19 protein-coding genes are annotated in these 21,357 nt (G+C 72.7%); 10 read left to right on the forward strand and 9 right to left on the reverse strand.

Translation table 11 applies throughout. The annotated features are described in order from the left end of the window. Positions 1-19: 19 nt before the first annotated feature. Positions 20-1,216: a tRNA uracil 4-sulfurtransferase ThiI gene (gene thiI / locus FR742_RS22485; protein ID WP_148032766.1), complete on the reverse strand. Its 1,197-nt coding sequence runs from the start codon at positions 1,214-1,216 to the stop codon at positions 20-22. Between the two features lie 216 nt (positions 1,217-1,432). Between thiI and FR742_RS22490 the strand changes: the two genes are divergently transcribed. Continuing rightward, entirely contained in the window at positions 1,433-2,260 is an 828-nt protein-coding gene (locus FR742_RS22490) for an MHYT domain-containing protein (RefSeq protein ID WP_148032767.1), read from the forward strand. A gap of 148 nt (positions 2,261-2,408) precedes the next feature. Here FR742_RS22490 and FR742_RS22495 read toward each other — a convergent pair whose 3' ends face one another. Next, entirely contained in the window at positions 2,409-3,434 is a 1,026-nt protein-coding gene (locus tag FR742_RS22495; protein ID WP_148032768.1) for a 6-phosphofructokinase, read from the reverse strand. A 116-nt stretch (positions 3,435-3,550) separates the two neighbouring features. Between FR742_RS22495 and glpK the strand changes: the two genes are divergently transcribed. Together glpK and FR742_RS22505 are read left to right on the forward strand one after the other, a co-directional pair. After that, entirely contained in the window at positions 3,551-5,017 is a 1,467-nt protein-coding gene (gene glpK / locus FR742_RS22500) for a glycerol kinase GlpK (RefSeq protein ID WP_148032769.1), read from the forward strand. A gap of 31 nt (positions 5,018-5,048) precedes the next feature. Further along, positions 5,049-5,774, forward strand: coding sequence for a Clp protease N-terminal domain-containing protein (locus FR742_RS22505; RefSeq protein ID WP_148032770.1), 726 nt, complete (start codon positions 5,049-5,051; stop codon positions 5,772-5,774). Here FR742_RS22505 and FR742_RS22510 read toward each other — a convergent pair. Next, positions 5,771-6,682, reverse strand: a complete 912-nt coding sequence (locus FR742_RS22510) for a beta-propeller fold lactonase family protein (protein WP_148032771.1) — start codon at positions 6,680-6,682, stop codon at positions 5,771-5,773. The genes FR742_RS22505 and FR742_RS22510 overlap by 4 nt on opposite strands. 39 nt (positions 6,683-6,721) lie before the next feature. On the opposite strand from FR742_RS22510, the gene FR742_RS22515 reads away from it, so the two are divergent. Then, on the forward strand, positions 6,722-7,636 hold the full coding sequence (locus FR742_RS22515) for a helix-turn-helix domain-containing GNAT family N-acetyltransferase (protein WP_261808678.1): 915 nt from the start codon (positions 6,722-6,724) through the stop codon (positions 7,634-7,636). Here the strand turns inward: FR742_RS22515 and FR742_RS22520 are convergent. Next, positions 7,593-9,761 (reverse strand): MMPL family transporter, encoded by a 2,169-nt coding sequence (locus FR742_RS22520; protein ID WP_261808679.1) that lies wholly within the window; start codon positions 9,759-9,761, stop codon positions 7,593-7,595. The two genes, FR742_RS22515 and FR742_RS22520, sit on opposite strands and share 44 nt — an antisense overlap. 93 nt (positions 9,762-9,854) lie before the next feature. Between FR742_RS22520 and FR742_RS22525 the strand changes: the two genes are divergently transcribed. Continuing rightward, on the forward strand, positions 9,855-10,472 hold the full coding sequence (locus FR742_RS22525; RefSeq protein ID WP_261808680.1) for a TetR/AcrR family transcriptional regulator: 618 nt from the start codon (positions 9,855-9,857) through the stop codon (positions 10,470-10,472). On the opposite strand, the gene FR742_RS22530 is transcribed toward FR742_RS22525, so the two are convergent. Both FR742_RS22530 and FR742_RS22535 read right to left on the reverse strand, forming a co-directional pair. Next, positions 10,436-11,458 carry an alkaline phosphatase PhoX gene (locus FR742_RS22530; RefSeq protein ID WP_148032774.1) on the reverse strand — a complete coding sequence of 341 codons (1,023 nt, stop codon included), beginning with the start codon at positions 11,456-11,458 and terminating at the stop codon, positions 10,436-10,438. The two genes, FR742_RS22525 and FR742_RS22530, sit on opposite strands and share 37 nt — an antisense overlap. 145 nt (positions 11,459-11,603) lie before the next feature. After that, positions 11,604-12,071, reverse strand: coding sequence for a Dps family protein (locus FR742_RS22535; RefSeq protein WP_148032775.1), 468 nt, complete (start codon positions 12,069-12,071; stop codon positions 11,604-11,606). Positions 12,072-12,160: 89 nt separating this feature from the next. Between FR742_RS22535 and FR742_RS45295 the strand changes: the two genes are divergently transcribed. The 3 genes from FR742_RS45295 (at position 12,161) to mmuM (ending at position 17,368) form a co-directional block, all read left to right on the forward strand. Then, on the forward strand, positions 12,161-13,255 hold the full coding sequence (locus tag FR742_RS45295; RefSeq protein WP_222709022.1) for a helix-turn-helix domain-containing protein: 1,095 nt from the start codon (positions 12,161-12,163) through the stop codon (positions 13,253-13,255). Beyond that, a complete protein-coding gene (locus FR742_RS22550) occupies positions 13,252-15,570 on the forward strand; it encodes a VIT domain-containing protein (protein WP_148032776.1) in 2,319 nt (772 codons plus the stop codon). Before FR742_RS45295 ends, FR742_RS22550 begins: the two co-directional genes overlap by 4 nt. Before the next feature lie 940 nt (positions 15,571-16,510). Beyond that, positions 16,511-17,368, forward strand: a complete 858-nt coding sequence (mmuM, locus tag FR742_RS22555) for a homocysteine S-methyltransferase (protein ID WP_148034751.1) — start codon at positions 16,511-16,513, stop codon at positions 17,366-17,368. Positions 17,369-17,384: 16 nt separating this feature from the next. Here mmuM and FR742_RS22560 read toward each other — a convergent pair whose 3' ends face one another. Then, the gene (locus FR742_RS22560) at positions 17,385-18,092 is read right to left on the reverse strand and encodes a 1-acyl-sn-glycerol-3-phosphate acyltransferase (protein WP_148032777.1); all 708 of its coding nucleotides are present in this window, start codon (positions 18,090-18,092) and stop codon (positions 17,385-17,387) included. Between the two features lie 148 nt (positions 18,093-18,240). Between FR742_RS22560 and FR742_RS22565 the strand changes: the two genes are divergently transcribed. Continuing rightward, positions 18,241-18,999 carry a carboxylesterase gene (locus tag FR742_RS22565; protein ID WP_148032778.1) on the forward strand — a complete coding sequence of 253 codons (759 nt, stop codon included), beginning with the start codon at positions 18,241-18,243 and terminating at the stop codon, positions 18,997-18,999. Between the two features lie 46 nt (positions 19,000-19,045). Continuing rightward, positions 19,046-19,507, forward strand: a complete 462-nt coding sequence (locus FR742_RS22570; RefSeq protein ID WP_148032779.1) for a hypothetical protein — start codon at positions 19,046-19,048, stop codon at positions 19,505-19,507. On the opposite strand, the gene FR742_RS22575 is transcribed toward FR742_RS22570, so the two are convergent. Together FR742_RS22575 and FR742_RS22580 are read right to left on the reverse strand one after the other, a co-directional pair. Next, positions 19,504-20,616: a hypothetical protein gene (locus tag FR742_RS22575; RefSeq protein ID WP_261808681.1), complete on the reverse strand. Its 1,113-nt coding sequence runs from the start codon at positions 20,614-20,616 to the stop codon at positions 19,504-19,506. The two genes, FR742_RS22570 and FR742_RS22575, sit on opposite strands and share 4 nt — an antisense overlap. A gap of 38 nt (positions 20,617-20,654) precedes the next feature. Further along, on the reverse strand, positions 20,655-21,353 hold the full coding sequence (locus FR742_RS22580) for an endonuclease/exonuclease/phosphatase family protein (protein WP_148032780.1): 699 nt from the start codon (positions 21,351-21,353) through the stop codon (positions 20,655-20,657). Positions 21,354-21,357 lie beyond the last annotated feature (4 nt).

Here is a 21,357-nt window from a genome sequence, read left to right on the forward strand (position 1 = left end):
GCCACGGGCCCCGCCGATGTCAGAGCTTGTATTCCTGGATGGAGTCGGCGAGCTGGACGGCCAGCTCCTCGGCGTCGAGGCGCTTCTCGATCTGCTTGAGATCCTCGATCTTGGCGCGGGTCTCGGCGCGGCGCGGCGCCAGGAGCGAGCAGCAGTCCTCGTCGGGCAGCTCGGAGATCTCCAGCGTGCCGATGCGCCGGGCCTCGGCCATGATCTCGGTCTTGTCCCAGCCCACCAGGGGACGCAGGATCGGCAGGTCGACGGCGTGGTCCTGGGCGGTGATGTTGGCCAGCGTCTGGGAGGACACCTGACCGAGCGCGTCGCCGGTGATCAGGGCCCCGGCGCGGATGCGGTGGGCGACCTCCTCGGCCGTCTTGAGCATCAGCCGCCGCTGGGCGATCACGGCGAGCCGGTCCTGGCCGGAGTTGCGGATCGACTGCTGGGCCTTGCCGAACGGCACCACCCAGAGCCGCGCCCCGCCCTGGAACCGGTCGAGCTTCCTGACCAGCGCGTAGGCCTTGTAGATGGACTCGGACGTGGTGAACGGGATGCCGGAGAAGTGGAGGAAGTCGACGTGCAGCCCGCGCCGCATCATGCGGTAGGCGGCCACCGGCGAGTCGATGCCTCCGGACATGAGCACCAGCGCCCGGCCGCTGCTGCCGACCGGGAGCCCGCCCTGGCCGGGCAGGCCGCCGGTGAAGACGAACACCTCGTCCCTGTCGACCTCGACGAAGAGGGTCAGCTCGGGGTTCTTGAGGTCGACCGGCAGGCCGTACTCGTCGTTGATGGCGCCGCCGACGAGCCGGTCGAGCTCGTTGGAGCGCAGCGGGAAGCGCTTGTCGCGGCGGCGGGAGCGGACCGCGAAGCTGGCCTTGCGCTTGACCTCCTCGCGCTCGGCGAACAGCGCGAGCCCGGCCTTGAGCACGGTCTCGGGGTCCTTGGCGACCCGCCAGGCGGGGTGGATCCACACCAGGCCGGGCACGTCGGCGACCCGCTCGGCCACGGCATGCGCCTGCTCGGCGGTGGTGCCTTCGGGCAGGAAGATCGCGATGACGCCGTGGCGCCTGCGCACGTCGACCTTGAGGTCGAACTCCTTGAGCGCCTGGCGGATGTTGCCGATGAGCCGGCGTTCGAACAGCTCGCGGTTCTTGCCCTTGAGGACGATCTCGCCCAGTTTGAGCAGAACGCACGGCTCGCCCAGGGCTGGCATCGTCATGGTGGAACCTCCGGGGGAGACAGGGGATGCGCGGTAGAAACAACGCCTCGCGGCATCGAGTTTAGTCCGCGCGGGACGCTCGCGAACGTCGTGAGCTTGCCTCGCCTTTGCCGGCCCTCTCCCAGGTGGGGACCCTTTCGGCCGACACGAAATCGTTAGTTGCGCTTTCATCTACCCCGCCCGCATACTCCTGCCAACCGAACCAAGGGGCGGGATATGTCGCCGATCGACCACTTCGCGCACGGCGGGCTCACGCCCGTCCTCGCCTACGCCATGTCCAGCCTGGGCTGCATGCTCGGACTGCTGCTCAGCTCCCGCGCACGGCTCGCGGAAGGACGCGAGAGCGCCTACTGGCTGATCGGCGCGGCCGTCGCCGTCGGCGGCACCGGCATCTGGACCATGCACTTCATCGCCATGATGGGCTTCTCGGTCGCCGGCACCGTGATCCAGTACGACGTGCCGCTCACCGCCGCGTCCGCCCTGCTGGCCATCGTGGTCGTCGGCGCCGGCCTGTTCCTGGCCCACCACGGCAGGCAGCGGACGGCGTTCCTGCTGAGCGGCGGCGTGCTGGCCGGCGTCGGCGTGGCCGGCATGCACTACCTGGGCATGGCCGCGATGCGGATGTCCGCGCACGTCTCCTACGACCCGGTCACGGTCGCCCTGTCCGTGCTCATCGCCGTCGCCGCCGCCACCGCGGCGCTCTGGTTCGCCGGTCGGGTCACCGGGGCGCTGAAGATCGGCGCCGCCGCCCTGCTCATGGGCGTGGCGGTGTCGGGCATGCACTACACCGGCATGCTGGGGATGTCCGTGGAGCCGCACCACACGCCCGGGCCGGTGGGAGGCACGCCGGGCATCGACTTCCTGCTGCCGCTGCTCGTCGGCATCACCGTCGTCACGGTGGGCCTGCTGCTGGCCGTCATGCTCTCCCCCAGCGAGCGGGAGCTCCGCCACGAGCAGGAGTACCTCACCCGCGCGGCCGGCCCCCACCCGCGCGACGGCGAGGGCGCGCCGGATGTGGACTACTTCGGCACGCCCCGCGGTTGAGCTATCTCCTAGGTACGGCTTGCGACGCGTGGTGGGCCGCCGACTCGCCGCGGCGCAAGCCGTACCCTGAAGGGGGGTTGTAGCGGTAACCCCGCTGCTCCAGAAGGTACGGCCGGCCGCTTGCAAGTCACTTACAGCCCGGCGACACTCAGCCGAAGAAGACCTCGGCCTCGGCGTAACGCTCGACCGGGACCGTCTTGAGCTCGGCGGTGGCCTCGTCGAGCCCGATGCGGACGATGTCCGTGCCGCGCAGCGCCACCATCTTGCCGAAGTCGCCGTCGTGCACCGCGTCGATCGCCTGCAGGCCGAACCTCGTGGCCAGCACCCGGTCGAACGCGGTGGGCGTGCCGCCGCGCTGGATGTGGCCGAGCACGGTCGTGCGGGCCTCCTTGCCGGTGCGCTTCTCGATCTCCTTGGCCAGCGTCTCCCCGATGCCGCCCAGGCGGACGTGGCCGAACGCGTCCAGTTCGCCGGCCTGCAGCTGCATCTGCCCCTCGATCGGGTGGGCGCCCTCGGCGACCACGATTATCGGCGAGTAGCGGGTGCGGAAGCGGGACTCGACGTACTCGCAGACGCGGTCGATGTCGAACGGCTTCTCCGGGATGAGGATGACGTTGGCGCCGCCGGCCATGCCGGCGTGCAGCGCTATCCACCCGGCGTGGCGGCCCATGACCTCGCAGATGAGCGCCCGGTGGTGGGACTCGGCGGTGGTGTGGAGCCGGTCGATCGCCTCGGTGGCGATGTTGACGGCGGTGTCGAAGCCGAAGGTGTAGTCGGTGCCCGACAGGTCGTTGTCGATCGTCTTGGGCACGCCGACGACCCTGACGTCGCGGTCGAAGAGCTGCTTGGCGACGCCGAGGGTGTCCTCGCCGCCGATGGCGATCAGCGCGTCGACCCCGGTGGCCGCCAGGTTCTCCTTGATCCGGTCGACGCCGCCCTCGATCTTGAGCGGGTTGGTCCTGGAGGAGCCGAGTATCGTGCCGCCGCGCGGCAGGATGCCCCGGACGGCCTGGATGTCGAGCGGCATGGTCTCGCCCTCCAGGGGGCCGCGCCAGCCGTCGCGGAAGCCGACGAACTCATGCCCGTAGACGCTCACCCCCTTGCGGACTACGCCCCTGATCACGGCGTTCAGCCCGGGGCAGTCTCCGCCCCCGGTGAGCACTCCTATACGCATGGCGGGTTCCTCCCGATGTGGTTCACGACCAGAATCGCATTGTGCCCGTCATAGCGGGCATTGGTCTAGACCAAACGCGAGCGTAGCGGCCCAAACCCGGTTCAGGAGGCGATTTCGTGAGTGTGTTGGCCATCGACGCGGGAACGACGGGTGTCACGGCACTCGTCGTGACCGAGGACGGCCGGATCGAGTCGAGGGGGTACGAGGAGTTCGCCCAGCACTTCCCGCGGCCGGGCTGGGTGGAGCACAACCCCGAGGACATCTGGCAGGCCACGCTGAGCGCCTGCGCCGCCGCCCTGGCCGGGGCGGCGGCGACGCCGGCCTGCGTCGGCATCACCAACCAGCGTGAGACGGCCGTGCTGTGGGACCGCCGGTCGCTGGCCGCGCCGCGCCGCGCCGTCGTGTGGCAGGACCGGCGCACGGCCGGCATCTGCGAGCGGCTGCGCTCGGCCGGGCACGAGCCGAGGGTGGCCGAGCTGACCGGGCTGCGCCTCGACCCGTACTTCACCGGTTCCAAGCTCACCTGGCTGGCCGAGAACGACCCGGCCGTGTGGGAGGGCGTCACCTCGGGGCGGGTGGTCGTGGGCACCGTCGACGCCTACCTGATCGCCCGGCTCACGGCGGGCGCGCGGCACGTGACCGACCCGTCCAACGCCTCGCGCACGCTGCTGTACGGGCTGGAGTCCGGCGCGTGGGAGCCGGAGCTGTGCGAGCTGTTCGGGGTGCCCGAGTCGGCGCTGCCGGAGGTGGTGCCCAACTTCGGGGAGCTCGGGCGTACGGATCCGGGCGCGTTCCTCGGGCTGGAGCTGCCGATCAGCGGGGTGGCGGGCGACCAGCAGGCGGCGCTGTTCGGGCAGACCTGTTACGCGGTGGGTGAGGTCAAGTGCACCTACGGGACGGGCTCGTTCATCCTGACCAACACCGGCGGGGAGATCGTCCGCTCGGAGTCGGGGCTGCTGACCACCGTGGCCTGGCAGGCGCCCTCGGGAGAGCGGACCTACGCGCTGGAGGGGTCGGTGTTCGTGACCGGGGCGGCCATCCAGTGGCTGCGCGACGGGCTCGGGCTGATCGGCACCGCGCCGGAGTCCGAGGCGATCGCGCGCACGGTGCCCGACAGCGGCGGCGTGGTGTTCGTGCCCGCGCTGACCGGGCTGGGCGCGCCGCACTGGGATCCGGAGGCGCGCGGGCTCATCACCGGCATCACCCGCGGCACCACCCGGGCGCACCTGGTGCGGGCCACACTGGAGGCGATCGCGTTCGAGGTGCGTGACGTGGTGGAGGCGTCGGCCGAGGGCCGGCCGCCGGTGCTCAAGGCCGACGGCGGGGCCAGCGGCAACGACCTGCTCATGCAGTTCCAGGCCGACCAGCTCGGCACGCCGGTGGAGCGGCCGGTGATCCAGGAGACGACGGCGCTGGGCGCGGCGTTCCTGGCCGGGCTGGGCGCCGGGGTGTGGGGATCGCGGGAAGAGCTGCGCAAGACCTGGCAGCTCGACCGCCGGTTCGAGCCGGGCGGGCGGGACGACGCCCTGTACGACCGCTGGCGGAAGGCGGTGGAGCTGGCCATGGCGTCAACCAAGGGTTGACGGTCGCCTGTCGTCAACCTATGGTTGACGCATGGAACACACCGTTCGTCTCGACGACCTCATCGAGGTCATCAAGAGCCGCTACCCCGATGGCGACCCGCTCGGCGAGCTGTCCGACGCGGTCACCTTGGGCGAGCACCTGGGCGAAGTGGCCGACCATCTGATCGGCCACTTCGTCGACAGGGCCCGCCACTCCGGCGCGTCCTGGACCGACATCGGCCGCAGCATGGGCGTCTCCAAGCAGGCGGCGCAGAAGCGGTTCGTGCCCAAGGAGGGCTCGCTCGCCGAGGACCTGAGCAGCTACGCGCGCTACACCGCCCGCGCCCGCGTGGTGATCGTCAAGTCACAGGAGGAGGCGCGCCGCCTCGGGCACGACCACATCGGCCCCGGTCACCTCGTGCTCGGCCTGCTGCACGAGCCCGAAGGGCTGGCGGCCAAGGCCATGGTGACGCTCGGCGCGCCGCTCGCCGAGGTCAGGCAGGCGGTGGAGAGCGCGCTCGGCCCGGGCGGCGACGCCCCGCCGGCCACGCCGCCGTTCTCCGCGCAGGGCAGGAAGGCGCTGGAGCTGACGCTGCGCGAGGCGCTGCGGCTCGGCCACAACTACGTCGGCACCGAGCACCTGCTGCTCGCCCTGCTCACGCTGGACGAGGACCCGGCCGCGCAGGCGCTGGCCGGGCTCGGGCTGACCAAGGAGGCCGCCGAGGAGCAGCTCAAGCGGATGCTGACGGAGCTCGTGATCAGAGGCGGGACCGGCTAGGCGGGCAGCACGCAGGACGCGCCCTCGGCCTCGATCACCTCGCCCGTCGGCTCGGGGACGCCGCCGGCGAGCGCGAACTCCGCCACGCTCCCCGAGTGCTGGTTGGCCACGTACATGCGGTCGCCCTCGATCGCGAAGTGGCGCGGCCACGCGCCGCCCGACGGCACCTCCGCCACCTGCGACAGGTCGTCGGCCCGCAGGACGGAGATCGTGTCGGGGCCGCGGTTGGCGACGTAGACCAGCTCACCGGCGAGCTCCAGGTGGGACGGGGCGTTGTCCGTCACGGTGGTGGAGGCGCGCACCCGGATGCCGTCCTCGCCGGCGGCCAGGCGGGTGACGGTGCCGTCGAGCTCGCCCGCGACGTAGAGGGTCGAGCCGGCGAAGGCGAAGTGGCGGGGGCCGGTGCCGGGCGGCAGCGTGATCGGCTCCAGCGCCTCCCCTTCCAGGGTGTAGCGGCGGATCTCGTCGGTGCCGAGGTCGGAGACGTACAGCAGGTCCTCGTGGAAGACGGCCTGGTGGGCGTGCGGCCCCCGCTGGCGCTCGGGGTGGGGCCCGGAGCCGTGGTGGCGGAGCACGATCGGGTCGCCGTCGAACACGCCGCGCGAGTCGAGCCGGTGGAGGGCGGCGGCGCCGTCGCCGTAGTTGGCCACCGCGAGGAGCTCCCCGGACGGGTGGACGGCCAGGTGGCACGGGCTGTCTCCCCCGCTGGAACGCTCGTCCCACGGCGACAGCCTGCGCCCTCCGGCGCCGAAGGCGGTGATCCAGCCCTGGGCCAGCTCGCCCACCGCGTAGATCACGGGAAGCGAGGGATGGCGCGCCAGGAAGGAGGGGGCGGCGAGGCGGGTCAGCTCGCCTCCGGGCTCGATGATGCCGGGGCCGTAGCCGCCTATGTAAAGGTGCCTCTTCACACGGCCATCCTCTCATGGTTGACTGAGGCAATGAATTCGTTGACAGAGGCAAGGGTCTCTGAGGTCCGGGCCTTCAACCGCTTCTACACCAAGGTCATCGGAGTGCTGCAGGCCGGCATGCACCACCTGCCGTACTCGCTCACCGAGGGCAGAGTGCTGTTCGAGGTCGCGCACGCGGACTCGATCGGGACCGGCGAGCTGCGGGCGCTGCTCGACCTGGACGCGGGCTACCTGAGCCGGATCCTGGCCAGGTTCGACGGCGACGGGCTGATCGTCAGGGAGCGCTCGGCCGCCGACGCGCGCAAACACGTGGTACGGCTCAGCCCGGCGGGGCGGAAGGCGTTCGAGACGCTCGACCAGGCCTCGAACGAGGACATCGAGCGCCTGCTCGCCGGATTGCCGGAGGACGCCAGGGAGCGCCTGGTCACCGGCATGCGCGCGATCAGGGACGTGCTCGACCCGCCCGCCGGGCCGGAGTCCTGCCTGATCAGGCCGCTCCGCGACGGCGACCTGAGCTGGGTGGTCCACCGGCACGGCGTGCTCTACGCCAGGGAGTACGGCTGGGGCAGGGATTTCGAGCTGTTGGTGGCGCGGATCGTCGCCGCCTTCGACCCGTCGCGCGACACGGCCTGGATCGCCGAGGTCGGCGGCCGGCCCGCCGGCTCCGTCTTCTACATGCGCAAGGACGACACCACGGGGCAGCTCAGGCTGCTGCTGGTGGAGCCGTCCGCGCGCGGCCTGGGCCTGGGCCGGCGGCTGGTGGACGAGTGCGTGCGGCACGCCAAGGCCGACGGGTGCGAGCGGCTGGTGCTGTGGACCCGCGACTGCCTGACCAGCGCGCGGCGCGTCTACGAGGCCGCCGGGTTCCGGCTCGACTCCCAGGAGAAGGGGATGGAGAACGGGATCGAGCTCAACGAGGAGATGTGGTCGCTCGACCTCGCGGCCACCAGTTGAGCGGGCCCGCCAGCCGCATCAGGCTCGGCACCAGCACCGCCCTGATCAAGGTCGCGTCCACCAGCACCACGACCGCCATGCCGACGCCCAGCATCTGCACGAACGAGACCGAGGCCGTGGCGTAGGCGGCGAACGTGAGCGCCAGGATGCCGCCGGCGGCGGTGATCAGAGGGGCGCCGCCCTGCAGCCCGGACGCCACCGCCCGCTCGGTGTCGCCGGTCCTGTCGTACTCCTCCTTGATCCGCGACAGGAGGAACACCTCGTAGTCCATCGACAGCCCGTACGCCACGCAGAGCATGAGGATGGGGATGCTCGGGTCGAGCGAGCCGGTCGGCGTGAACCCGAGCACCCCCGACAGGTTGCCCTCCTGGAAGACCCAGACCAGGGCGCCGAACATGACACCCAGGCTCAGCACGTTGAGCAGCGTCGCCTTGACGGGCAGCAGGACGCTGCGGGTCATGGCGAGCAGCACGGCGAACGTCACGCCGAGCATGAGCGCGAGCAGCAGCGGCAGCCGGTCGACCACGGAGGCGCGGTAGTCGGCCAGCTCGGCCGGATAGCCGCCGACCAGCACCTCGAACGGCGGCGGCACCGCGCGCACCGCCTCGACCAGCCGGACGGGGTCGTCGGCCAGCGCCTCGGCGGAGGGCACCACGGACAGCCAGGTCCCTTCCCCGGCGAACCGGGACACGTCGCCGTCCCCCGCCCGCTGCCCGCCCGCGAAGATCCCGGCGGCGGAGTCGACCTGGGCGACGCCCGGCACCTGGGACAGCGCGGCGGCGTATCGGGTCACGTCCCCGCCCGCCGCGCCGGCGGAGACGATCTGGACGGCGTCCGTCTCCTCGGCGGGGAAGCCCTGGCGGATGATGTCCTGGGTCTGCCGGGGCGCGGCGTCGGGCGGCAGGACGCGGTCGTCGGCGACGCCGAAGCGCAGGCTCAGGAACGGCGAGGCCAGCAGGAGCAGCAGCGCCGCCGCCGCGCCGCCGTACGCCAGGGGCCGCCGCATCACCCGCACTGCCAGCGCCGCCCAGAACCCGCCGGGCCGGGCCGGCCGCTCCCGCCGCGGCAGCATCCGGCCGCCGATCGCGGCGAGCACGGCGGGCAGCACGACCACCGCCGCCACGACGCCTCCGGCGACCACGGCGATGCCCGCGTACGCGAACGAGCGCAGGAAGTCGAAGGGCAGCGCGAACAGGACGGCGAGAGAGGCCGCGACGGTCAGCCCGCTGAACAGCACGGTGCGCCCGGCGTGCTCGACCGCCCCGGCCACGGCGGCGGCGCGGTCGCGCCCGGCGCGCACCTCCTCGCGGAAGCGGGCGATCACGAACAGGCTGTAGTCGATGCCCAGCCCGAGCCCCATGGCCAAGGTCAGATTGAGCGCGAAAGTGGAGACATCGGTGTACGTGAGCGGGACCCGCAGCAGCGCCAGCCCGGCCACCATGGCGAACACCCCGGCCAGGATCGGCACCAGCGCGGCCGCCGCCCGGCGCAGGTACAGCCAGAGCAGCGCGAACGCCAGCGGGAAGATCACCAGCTCGGCCCGCACGAAGTCCTGCCTGGCCAGCGGGACGGTCGCCCGGAACACCTCCTCGCCGCCGCCGGAGCGGACCTCCAGCAGTTCCGTCCCCTCGGTGATCTCGGGGACCAGCGCGGGCAGCACGGTGGCCCGGACGTGCCCGGCGTCGCCGGGGACGCGCACCAGGATCAGCGCGTGCCGGCCGTCCTCGCTGCGCAGCGTGGGCGGCCGGCCCCGGCTCCAGTAGGACTCCACCCCGGCCACGCCCTCGTGCCCGGCCACCCGCGCCGCCAGTTCCCGGCCCTGGGCGGCGACGGCCTCGTCATCCACGGTGCCCCGCCGGGCCGTGACCAGGAAGATCATGTCCGGGCTGCCGGTGCCGAACCGCTCGGCCAGCTCGGCCTGCGCCCGGTCGGACTCCGAACCCGGCGCCTCGAACCTGGCCAGCGACAGCCGCGGCACCGCCCCCGCCGCCAGCGCCCCCGCCAGCACGAACAGCGCCAGGGCCAGCCCCAGGACCGCCCGCCGCCTGCGTACCAGGAAGAACCCCAGCCTGCGCAGCGGCGGCCCGGCATCGCGCCGCACCGGCGCGCGCTCCGTGATCAGCACTCCATCCACCCCTGAAACTCGGTAAACTACTCGTGTTTTGTTCGCCGACCCAGAAATACAAGTGAATGCTCGTATTTGTCAATGTGGGGTGCCATGGCTGAGCGCACGGTGCGCCGTCAGGCGCGAGGCCTGAAACGGATGGCGGAGATCCTCGACGCGGCCGAACAGGTGATCGCCGAGATCGGCTACCCGGACATGACCACGAACCAGGTCGCGGCCCGCGCCGGGCTGTCACCGGGCTCGCTCTACCAGTTCTTCCGCAACAAGGAGGAGATCCTCGACGGCCTGGTGACCCGCTACACCGACGGCCGGCGGGACTTCTGGGAGTCGCGGCTGGCCGCCGTCACCCCGGAGGTGCCGCTGGAGACCCTGGTCGACGGGGTGGTGGACGAGAGCGTGGCGTTCAAGGCGCGCTCACCCGCTTACTGGTCGCTGCTGTACGGCTCCGCGACCGGCGACAAGCTGGCGGCGGCCTCACAACAGCTGCACCAGGCGATCGCCGGGCAGGTGGCGGCCATGCTGCGGCGCCGCTCCCCCGGTCTGGACGAGGCGCGCGCCCTGCTCATGGGCACGATGGCGGTGGCCATGGTCAAGGCCGTGATGCCGCTGGTCTCCGCCGCCGGACCGGCGCGGGCGGCCGAGCTCGTCGCCGAGCTCAAGAGGGCGCTTGTGGCCTACCTGCGGAACGGGCCGGTGACCTCGAACGTGTGACCCTCATCCGAGCCCCGCCTGGCGGAGAAGTAGAGCCGGTCACCGCCCGGCGCGAACGCCAGCCCGGTCAGCTCGGCGCCCGCGTGACCGGCGAGGGTGAGGAACGGGGCGATCTCGCGCTCGGGGGTGATCACGTCGATCCGCGTGGTCCGCCTGGTCACGTACAGGTCGCCGGACGGGGCCGCGGTGACGGCGCGCACGCCGTCGCACAGCCGCTCCACCGCCGAGGTCTGGGCGTCGTAGGCCCACAGCGCGCCGTCGCCCCTGGTGGTGAAGAAGCACACGCCGCCCGCGTAGTGGCAGGCGTCCGCGCGGTCGAACCGGCGCGCCCCGCGCACCTGGTGGCGGGTGCCCTTGAGCAGCGCGGCCGGCCACGGCACCGGCTCCCACCGGCCCGAGCCGCACAGCACCTCCAGCGCGCCCTCGGTCAGGTCGCCCCAGTCGTACGGGCGAAACCGGTAGAAGCAGCCGTCGGGCTCGCCCTCGGTCAGGTAGACCACCCGACGGTCGGGGTCACAGGCGGCCGCCTCGTGCTTGAACCGGCCCATGGCCAGCCGGGGCCGCGGCGCGCGGGCGCCGTACGGGTCGCACTCGAACACCCGGCCCCGGTGGCCGAGCTCGCACGACAGCCACGTGTTCCAGGGCGTGGCGCCGCCGGCGCGGTTGAGCTCGGTGCCGGACAGGATGCGGTAGGCGTCGCCGACGGAGCCGTCCGGCCGGAAGCGGATCGCCGCCGCGCCGCCGAGCAGCGAGAGCTCGGAGTTGGACACGTAGATCCAGCCGTCGCCGTCGGGGAAGCAGGCACCCCCGTCGGGCGCGGCGTGCCACGTCAGCCCGGCCACCTTGCTCCCGGAACGGGCCACCACCCTGCCGCCGAACCCCGCGGGCAGGGTCAGCCCGCCGGCGACGGGCTCCTCGACAGGTCCGTAGGGGCCCGCGCCGCCCTGGGAGAGCGGGCCCGTGCGGAGGAGAGTCTTGCGGGACATCTTGAGGCCTCCCTCTGGGTGCCACGCTAGTGGACCGCACGGACATGAATGGCGAGGACTCCCGGATCGAACAGAACGCGAACTGCCCGCGCCGGACATGCGGAAGCCCGGGGCCGCTCGGCTCCCGGGCTGGTGACCGCACACATCAGCTCATGGCCTGGAACATCCAGCGCTGCTTCTCGATCTCCTGGGTGACCGCGATGATGATGTCCTGCGTCGCCTGGTCCGTCTCATCGGTCAGGTCGATGCGCTCGCGCATCCGCTTGCTGACGCCGTCGAGGATGTCGGTCATCGTCGCCGCCACCTTGCCCGACTCGATCCAGCCGGACTCCGGCTGCGTCAGCTTGGTGGACTTGGACACCGTGGCGGCCCTGCCGTCGGCGTTGGCGCCCAGCGCGACCAGGCGCTCGGCGACGATGTCGGTGTGCGCGCGGGCCAGCGAGACGACCTCGTCGAGCTGCAGGTGGACCGAACGGAAGTTCGGGCCGATGACGTTCCAGTGCAGCTGCTTGCCGACCAGGGACAGGTCGATCAGGTCCATCAGGGCGCCCTGCAGGCACTTCGCGGTGGTGGTCTTAGCTTCGCCCGAAAGCGGGCTGGTAATCGGAGCCATGGTGTACCTCCTCCCCGTAGATGTCCCTTTCATTCGTCTTATCCGAATTCCCCTTGACACTGTAATTGTGACAGTGTCACTGTGAGGACATGAGCGACACCTGGACGATCGGCGAGCTGGCGGAGCGCGCGGCCGACGCGCTGCGCGCGCACGCGCGACCGCTCAACGGCCGGGTCCGCGAGGTGCCGGGCGAGCGGCTCATCAGGTGGTACACCACGATCGGGCTGGTCGACCCGCCCCTGACCCGGCGCGGCCGGATCGCCCGGTACGGGCGCCGTCACCTGCTGCAACTCGTGGCCGTCAAGCGGCTGCAGGCGGAGGGCATGTCGATCGCCGACATCCAGATCGCCCTCGCCGGCGCCGCGGACACCACCCTCGAAGCCACCGCCCGCCTCCCCACCGCCCCCCACCATTGGCCCGTCCCGGGTCCGAACCCCGGCCACCCCACCCCAGACCTCCACCAACCGGCCCCCACCACGCCCTTGCCCCCGGCCCCCGCCATAGCGGCTCCGCACACCCCCCGGCCTTCATCGGGCCCCGGCACGCCACAGGCCGCAAGGGCAGACCAGTCGCACGCCACGGAACCCACCCCACCGAGAGCTCAGCACCCCACGGGATCGGACACGGCGCAAACTTCTGGACCGGGCGCTCCGCACCTCGCGGGACGGGACCCGGCGCAGATCCCCGCACCAGCTCTCCCGCACTCCACGGGAGCGGATGCGTCACAAACCTCCCGGCCGCGCGCTCCACACCCCACCGGGACAGACCCGACGCAGGCCCCCGCGCCACCTCCCCCGCACTCCACGGGAGCGGATGCGGCGCGGGTTCTTGGGCCGGGAACGGGTCGCCGGGGGAACTCGGTGGTTCCCTCTGGTGGGGTGACCCCGCCAGGGGGGCTTACCGAAGGCGGGGGTGAGGGTGCGTACCGAGGGGACGGGAAGCCGGAGGTACGGGCCAGGTTCTGGACGGACCGGACGGCGCAGGAGGCGGATCGGGCTGCGGAAGGGGCGGACCGGCCCGTACAAGAGAAGGTGCCGGGTGCCGTGCACGGGGTGCGACTGGCGGCCGGGGTGGTGCTGGTGCTCGACGGGACGGGCCCGGCGCCGGGAGACGACGACGTGCGGGCACTACTCGCGGCCGCGGCGCCGCTGCTCGCGGTGCTCGAAGAGAGGGGACTCACATGAAGATCACATCGCTCGAGCCCGCCCGATGCGTGCCGGAGCCCGACGCGGGGATCGGCGCGCTGCGGACCGAGCGCGGCAACCTGCCGCTGGAGAGCGTCGACGTGCACGCGACGATCTCGGGCCTGGTCGCCGGGGTCGAGGTGGCCCAGGGCTTCCGCAACCCGTTCGACGTCACGCTGGAGGCCACGTACGTCTTCCCGCTGCCCGACAGGGCGGCCGTCACCGCGTTCCGGATGGAGGCGGACGACCGCGTCGTCGAGGGCGTGCTGAAGGAGCGCGGCCAGGCGCGCGCCGACTACGACCGGGCGCTGCGCGAGGGCAGGCGGGCGGCGATCGCCGAGGAGGACCGGCCGGACGTGTTCACCATCCGGGTGGGCAACATCCTGCCCGGCGAGCGGGTGACGGTCCGGCTGACGCTGAGCCAGCCGCTGCCGTACGAGGACGGCGCGGCGACGTTCCGCTTCCCGCTGGTGGTGGCGCCCCGCTACATCCCCGGCGAGCCGATCGACGGCGAGCCGGCTGGCTCGGGCGCCGCGCCGGACACCGACGCGGTCCCGGACGCCTCCCGCATCACTCCCCCGGTGCTGCTCCCCGGCTTCCCGAACCCCGTCCGCCTGTCCCTGTCGGCCAGGATCGACGCCGCCGGGCTGGAGCTGCGCGAGCTGGCCTCCAGCCTGCACGTGGTCGAGGAAGAAGGCGACATCGTACGACTGCGCGCCGGTGAACGACTGGACCGGGACTTCATCCTGCGGATGTCGTTCGCCGCGTCCACGTCCTTGCAGTTCGACGGCGCGGGCACGTTCGCGCTGTTCGTGGTCCCGCCCGAGCTGGAGGCCGACAGGCAGCCGCGCGACCTCGTCCTGCTGCTGGACCGTTCGGGCAGCATGGCGGGCTGGAAGATGGTCGCGGCCCGCAGGGCGGCGGCCCGGATCGTGGACACGCTCACGCCGCGCGACCGGTTCGCGGTGCTGGCGTTCGACTCGGTGGTGGAGGAGGCGTTCGATGGCCTGGCCGACGGGTCCGACCGCAACCGCTACCGCGCGGTCGAGCACCTGGCCAGGGTGGACGCGCGCGGCGGCACCGAGCTGCTGGAGCCGCTGCGCCGGGCGATCGGCCTGCTCGACGGCGAGCAGGGCAGGGAACGCGTCCTGGTGCTGGTCACCGACGGCCAGGTGGGCAACGAGGACCACATCCTGGAGCTGACCGGCGGCGCGCTGTCGGCGATGCGGGTGCACACGGTCGGCATCGACCGGGCGGTGAACGCGGGCTTCCTGGGCAGGCTGGCCGGTCTCGGCGCGGGCCGCAGCGAGCTGGTCGAGTCGGAGGACCGGCTGGACGCGGCGATGGAGCAGATCCACCGCCGGATCGGCGCGCCGATGGTGACGGACCTGTCGCTGAAGGACCTGGACGTGGAGCCGGGCACGGTCACCCGGCTGGGGTCGATCTTCCCGGGCGTGCCGCTGCGGGTGTACGGGCGGTGCCGGGGCGGCTCGTCGGTGACCGTGCGCGGGCTGGCGTCCGGCGCGCCGTGGGAGGAGCGGGTGCCGGGCACCGTCGCCGACAGCCCCGCGCTGCGCGCCGTCTGGGCGCGGGCCCACCTGCGCGAGCTGGAGGACCGGTACGCGATGGGCGAGCGGGAGCTGGAGCGGGAGATCGTCCGGGTCTCGCTGGAGCACGGCGTGCTGTGCCGGTTCACCGCCTACGTCGCGGTCGACTCCCGGCCGGCGGCCGAGGGCGGCCCCGAGCACCGGGTGATCCAGCCGGTGGAGCTGCCGAGCGGGTGGGAGACGCCCGCCGCGCCGATGGCGTTCGGGCTCACCGCGATGGCGGGCCCGGCTCCCGGCGCGATCGCGCCGGCGGTGGCCCGGATGAGCTCGGCCGGTTTCGACGACCTGGACGTGCCCGACTTCCTGACTGGCGGCGCGGCGAGACCGCGTGGTCCGGTGTCCGGCCGGCCCGCGGGGATGCCTCGCGGTCCCATGTCCGCCCGTCCCGCGCCCGCCCCGCGGGCGACGCGGGGCCTGGACACCGTCAGGGTCCAGCTCGTCGCCGAGCTGGACCGGCTGAAGGCGCTGCACGCGCCGAACGCCCTCTACCTGGCGGACCTCGGCTCCCGCCTGGCCGCCCTGTCGGCGTACCTCGGCGGGCACGCCGAGCTGTCGGCGCTGGCCCGCGAGCTGGAATCGGCCGAACGTCCGGGAACCGACCCCGAGTCCCTCAGGCAGCGAGCCATCGAGGTGCTCACCGCCCTGACCGGCGGCCCTCCCCCGGGAAACCCCGGCGACGACCGCCGCCCCTTCTGGAAGCGCCCCTGACGGCGCCCCGGGCGCGCCGCCCGTTCTCGAAGCGCCCCTGACGGCACCGCCCGGCGCGAAGCGCCGCCCGTTCTCGAAGCGCCCCTGACGGCACCGCCCGACGCGGAGCGCCGCCCGTTCTGAAGCGGTCCTGACGGGCGGCGCCCGGCGCGTCGAGTCCGCCGTCGCTCCGGCCCGGCCGGGTACCCCGGTCGGGCCGGAGAGCCGCCCGGTCTGCCCGACGACGGGCCCCGCCCGAAACTCGGCCAGGCCGAAGAGCCGCGCGGTGCCACCCGACGACCCGCCCCACCGGGAACGCGGCCAGGCCCAAGAGCCGAGCGGCGCCGCCCGACGACGCGCTCCGCCGGAAACCCGGCCAAACCCGAGAGCCGAGCGGCGCCGCCCGACGACGCGCTCCGCCGGAAACCCGGCCAAACCCGAGAGCCGAGCGGCGCCGCCCGACGACGCGCTCCGCCGGAAACCCGGCCAAACCCGAGAGCCGAGCGGCGCCGCCCGACGACGCGCTCCGCCGGAAACCCGGCCAAACCCGAGAGCCGCGCGGGGCCCCGGACGGCGCGCAGCGCCGTAAAGCCACGCGGCCGGACAGCGCGCAGCGCCATAAAGCCACGCGGCCGGACGGCGCCCCCCGCCGGAGAGCCTCGCCGTGTTGCGCGGCGACGCGCCGAAGGGCTTTGTTTGGGGTGATTTCTCACAGTCTTGACATCCTCCAGACCTTGGATGTCGAGAGAACGCTCGGTGAGGTATTACACCGGCTTCAGCAGGCCTTTCGCCTCTTCGTACGCCCTGCGGCGAAGGTGTCCTGCAGGGTCCGATTCCTCCTAGGCGGGGGCGGGGTCTCCTCGGGGGCGGCTGACAAACGAGCGGATGACGGTCCCGGGAAAACGCATGCCTGAGGGGCCGGACAACCCCGTCCGGACCATATTCTGGACGGGTGACCACGATGGTTCTGGACGGTGGGCTCTCCACCCAGCTCAGTGCGCTCGGCGCCGACCTCGGCGACGAGCTCTGGACGGCGCGCCTGCTCCTCGACGACCCCGGCCTGATCCGCCAGGCGCACGCCGCCTACTTCGCGGCCGGCGCCGACGTGGCCACGACCGCCAGCTACCAGGCGTCCGTCCCCGGCTTCGTGCGCAGGGGCCTCGACCGCGGCCAGGCCGAGCGCCTGATCCGCGCGTCGGTGGAGGTGGCCGCGCAGGCCCGCGACGAGGCGGGCCACGGGCTCGTCGCCGCCTCGATCGGCCCCTACGGCGCCTACCTCGCCAACGGCGCCGAATACACCGGCGACTACGGCATCGACGAAGACGCCCTGCTGGCCTGGCACCGCCCTCGCTGGGAGATCCTCGCCTCCTCGGAGGCCGACATGCTCGCCTGCGAGACCATCCCGTCGTTCGCGGAGGCGCGGGCGCTGGCCAGGTTGCTGGCCGAGACGCCGTCGGTCAAGGTGTGGGTGAGCTTCTCCTGCCGCGACGCCGCCCACATCAGCGACGGCACCCCGATCACCGAGGCCGCGGCCCTGTTCGCCGGCAACCCGCAGGTGGTGGCCGTCGGCGCCAACTGCACCGCCCCGCGGCACATCCCCGGCCTCATCGCCGCGCTCCGCGGCGGCCTGCCCATCGTGGTCTACCCGAACTCCGGCGAGACCTGGGACGCCGCCGCCCGCCGCTGGCGCGGCCTGGCCGACCCGATCGAGTACGGTCAGGCGGCCAAGGAGTGGCAGGCGGCGGGGGCCTCACTGATCGGCGGCTGCTGCCGTACGACTCCCGAGCACATCCGGCAGATCGTCGCCCACCTGCCCTGACAGGCGGGAGCCGGGGTCACTCGCCCTTGGCCGCGGCCCTGGCCGCGCGCTCCATCTCGACCCTGGCGCTGGCGGCGTACTTGTCGACGTACTCCTGCCCCGACAGCTCCATCAGGGCGTACATGATCTCGTCCGTCACCGCGCGGAGCACCAGCCGGTCGTCCTCCATGCCGTAGTAACGGGAGAAGTCGAGCGGCTTGCCGAACCGCACCTCGGGCCGGATGCCGAACTTCGGCAGCGGGCGGCCCGGCGGCATCATCTCGAAGGTGTTGACCATGGCCCACGGGATGACCGGGGCCCGCGACTCCAGCGCCAGCCTGGCCACGCCGGTCTTGCCCTTGTAGAGGCGGCCGTCGGGCGAGCGGGTGCCCTCGGGGTAGATCCCGAGCAGGTGGCCCTCGCGCAGCACGCGAAGACCGGTGCGGAGCGCCGCCTCGCTGGCCTTGCCGCCGGAGCGGTCGATCGGGACGGTGCCGACCCCGCTGAAGAACATGCGGGTGAAGAAGCCTTTGATGCCGCGCCCGGTGAAGTAGTCGGACTTGCCCAGGCTGATGACCTTGCGGCGGAGGTGGAGCGGGCCGAAGAAGTGGTCGGCGAAGGAGAGGTGGTTGCCGGCGAGGATCGCGGGCCCCTCCTTGGGCACGTTGTCGACGCCTTCGGCCCACGGCCGGAAGACGATGTGGAGGATCGGCCCCAAGATGGCCTTGACCACCCAGTAGAACACCCGGCCACCTCTTCCTCACGCGACGGTCGGCAACGCGTAGTCATCTTCCCATCCCTCGGTGGATGCTCCTACACCAGCTCTCGCACAAATGCCCTGGATCGTGCGACGATCGGGCAGTTCCGGGATGAAAAAGCATGGAGGAGCTGTTATGCCGCTCATGCCAGGCGCCGAGCCCTATCACCACCGAGCAGGTCCGATCGGCGTGCTGCTGTGCCACGGCTTCACCGGCACGCCGCAGTCGCTGCGCCCGTGGGCCGAGTATCTGGCCGCGCGCGGGCTCACCGTGTCGCTGCCGCGGCAGCCCGGTCACGGCACCACCTGGCAGGAGATGAACCGCACCCGCTGGGAGGACTGGTACGCCGAGGTGGAGAAGGCGTTCGAGGACCTCCAGGGCCGCTGCGCCGAGGTGTTCACCGCGGGGCTGTCGCTGGGCGGCTGCCTGGCGCTGCGGCTGGCCGAGATGCACGGCGACGGCGTGCGCGGCGTGGTGGTGGTCAACCCGTCGATCACCAACGACGTGTGGCTGATGAAGCTGGCGCCGCTGCTCAAGTGGTTCGTCCCGTCGGTGCCCGGCGTGGCCAACGACGTGAAGAAGCCGGGGGTCACCGAGCTGGGCTACAGCCGCACGCCGGTGAAGGCGGCGGCGTCGCTGCCCGAGCTCTGGTCGCTGGTGCAGGCGGACCTGGACAAGCTGACGCAGCCGGTGCTCGTCTACCACAGCACCGACGACCATGTGGTGAAACCCGCCTCCGTGGCCATCATCCGTGAGAAGGTCCCGCAGGCCACGATCGAGGAGCTGGCCGATAGTTACCATGTTGCGACGCTGGACAACGATGCCGACAGGATCTTTGCCGGGAGCCTCGACTTCATCCGAACCCATGCCTCGGTACCCTTGCAGAGGGACTGATCGCACCCAGGGGGAAGTCGCGATCGCTGTGGAGAGGCCCATCTAGGTGACGCCCCAGAGTGACGAGGACGAGGTCTGGCGGCAGATCGTCGCGTCCTTCAATGACACCGCCGAGCGCGACTCGGCCGATCAGCCCTGGCCGGACAGCGAGAACGTCCCGGTGGAGCCCGGGCGGCGGGTGGTCAGGCCGCCGGAGGAGTTCGCCGAGGACGACGAGCACGGCGCCGACGACGACGATGACGAGAAGCCCCACGAGGACGACGACCACTACGTGCCGCCGCCTCCTCCCCCGCTGCCGAAGCTCGACCTGCCGGCCAAGCTCGCCTGGGTGGCGCTGTTCGGCGGCCCGGCCTACCTCCTGATCGCCGCGATCGCCGACTGGCACATGGAGGGCTGGGCGCTGTTCACCGCGGTGGCGGCGTTCATCGGCGGGTTCGTGGCGCTGGTGGTGCGCATGGGCGACGGCCCCAGCGGCGACTCCGGGTGGGACGACGGCGCCCGTCTCTAGGACTTCTTCGGATCGCGCGGCCCGAAGGACTCCACCACGTCGGTGTAGCGCTCCTGGGCGTCGACGGCGTGGCCGACCGCCCACACCGCCTGGCTGCCCGCCAGGTAGGTGACGGCCTGCAGGCGGACGCTGCTCCTGCCGTCGGCCGCCTTGCCCCGCACGACGTCGCAGGAACGCCTGCCGCAGCGCAGCATGTAGGCCTCGGCGGCGTGGCCGGGGTCGTAGCCGGAGATCCAGTAGTGGCCCTTGCCGTCGCCGGTCACCCCGTAGAGCCGGGCCGCGCCGGTCGGGACGGGCAGGCGCCGCCACTGCTTGCCGTTCCACGTGAGCGCGAGCGGCTCGACCTCGCCGGGGCCGTGGTAGACGCCGCCGACGGCGAGCGCCCGCTTGGCGCTGTCGGTGTGCACGTCGCGCAGGTAGCCGCCGGCGATGGCCGGCGTCTTCACCCGCTTCCACGAGCTGCCGGACCGCTTCATGATCAACGGTCCGGTGCCGGTGTCGCCGACGGCGAAGTCACCGTCGACGGCGTAGAGAGCGCCCTTCTCGCCGGTCTCGCGGACGAGCCAGTCGCCGTCTTCGCGGGTGACGACGAGCGCGTGCTTGCCGCGGCTGCCGACGCCCACGACCCGGTCGGCGCCCGCCTCGACGCCGCCGAGCCAGTCGCCGCTGCGCAGCCCCTGGGGCCTGATCCGGTCGAAGCCGCCGACGTTGCCGTGGGCGATGTAGGGCACCCCGTCGTGGCCGTCGCCGACCGCCCACACCTCGCCCGCCTTGGCCGCCGAGACCGACCGCAGGTTGCCGGCGCCGGTGGCGTCGCGGATGCCGATCTCGCTCCACCGCTCGCCGTTCCAGTGGCGGATGGTGCCGCGGTTCTTCCACACGTCCCAGATCTGCTGCTGGCCGACGGCCCACACGTCGCCGGGCGACAGCGCGAGCACGTCGGAGAGCGACCCGTCGACCGGCAGCTGCACGCTCGTGGTCCGCTGCCACGCGTCGTTGGCGGCGGGGCGTGGACGTGGATCGGCATGCGCGGCGGTCGGGAGGCCGGGTACGGCCAGGACGGCCGCCAGGATCATGGTGAGCGCACGCCGCCGAGAGCGACGGGTCATGAGGGAAATGCTACGGGTTGCGCGACGCCGATCACCCTTCACTCTCCAAGTCGGACCTCGGCGACGACGGGCAGATGGTCGGTGGCACCGGCCAGATCGGCGCCGGAGGCGTCCACGCCGCCGCAGGACACCACCCGGATCCCGGGCGCGGCGAACAGCCCGTCGATGCGGTGCAGGGGCCGCCTGGAGCTGAAGGTCAGCCCGTCGCCCCGGGGCGCGGCGGCGTAGCAGTCGGTCAGTTGCCCGGCGAGGTAGCGCCAGGCGGGCTGGTGCGGGCTCTCGTTCACGTCCCCGCCCAGCACGACGGGCGCGCCGTACGGTGCCGCCATCCGGCGCAGGCGGGCCACCGCCTCGGCGGCGTGGTGGAGCCTGGCCCGGCCGTCGAGGTCGAGGTGGACCGAGCCGACGGCCAGGAGCGCCGGGCCCGCCCGCACGACGGCCATGGCCAGCCCGCGCGGCTCCAGGCCGAGGAAGACCCGGAGCAGGCGGCTCTCCGCGTGCACCGGCCGCACCCAGGGGGCGGCCAGCACCGCCACCCCGGCCACGCCCTGACCCGCGACCAGGCGCAGGCCGCAACGGGCCGCCAGCGCGCGGCAGCGGGCCCGCCAGCCGGCCAGCCGGGGAGCCTCCTGCAGGCAGACCAGGTCGGCGCCCATCGCGCTGATCACGCGGACCAGCGCGGGCACGTCGTCCCGCAGCCCGCGCAGGTTGTACGTGCCGATCCTGAGGGTGGTCAACCGG

It is taken from the genome of Nonomuraea sp. C10 (assembly GCF_008017515.1).
Lineage (GTDB): Bacteria > Actinomycetota > Actinomycetes > Streptosporangiales > Streptosporangiaceae > Nonomuraea > Nonomuraea ferruginea.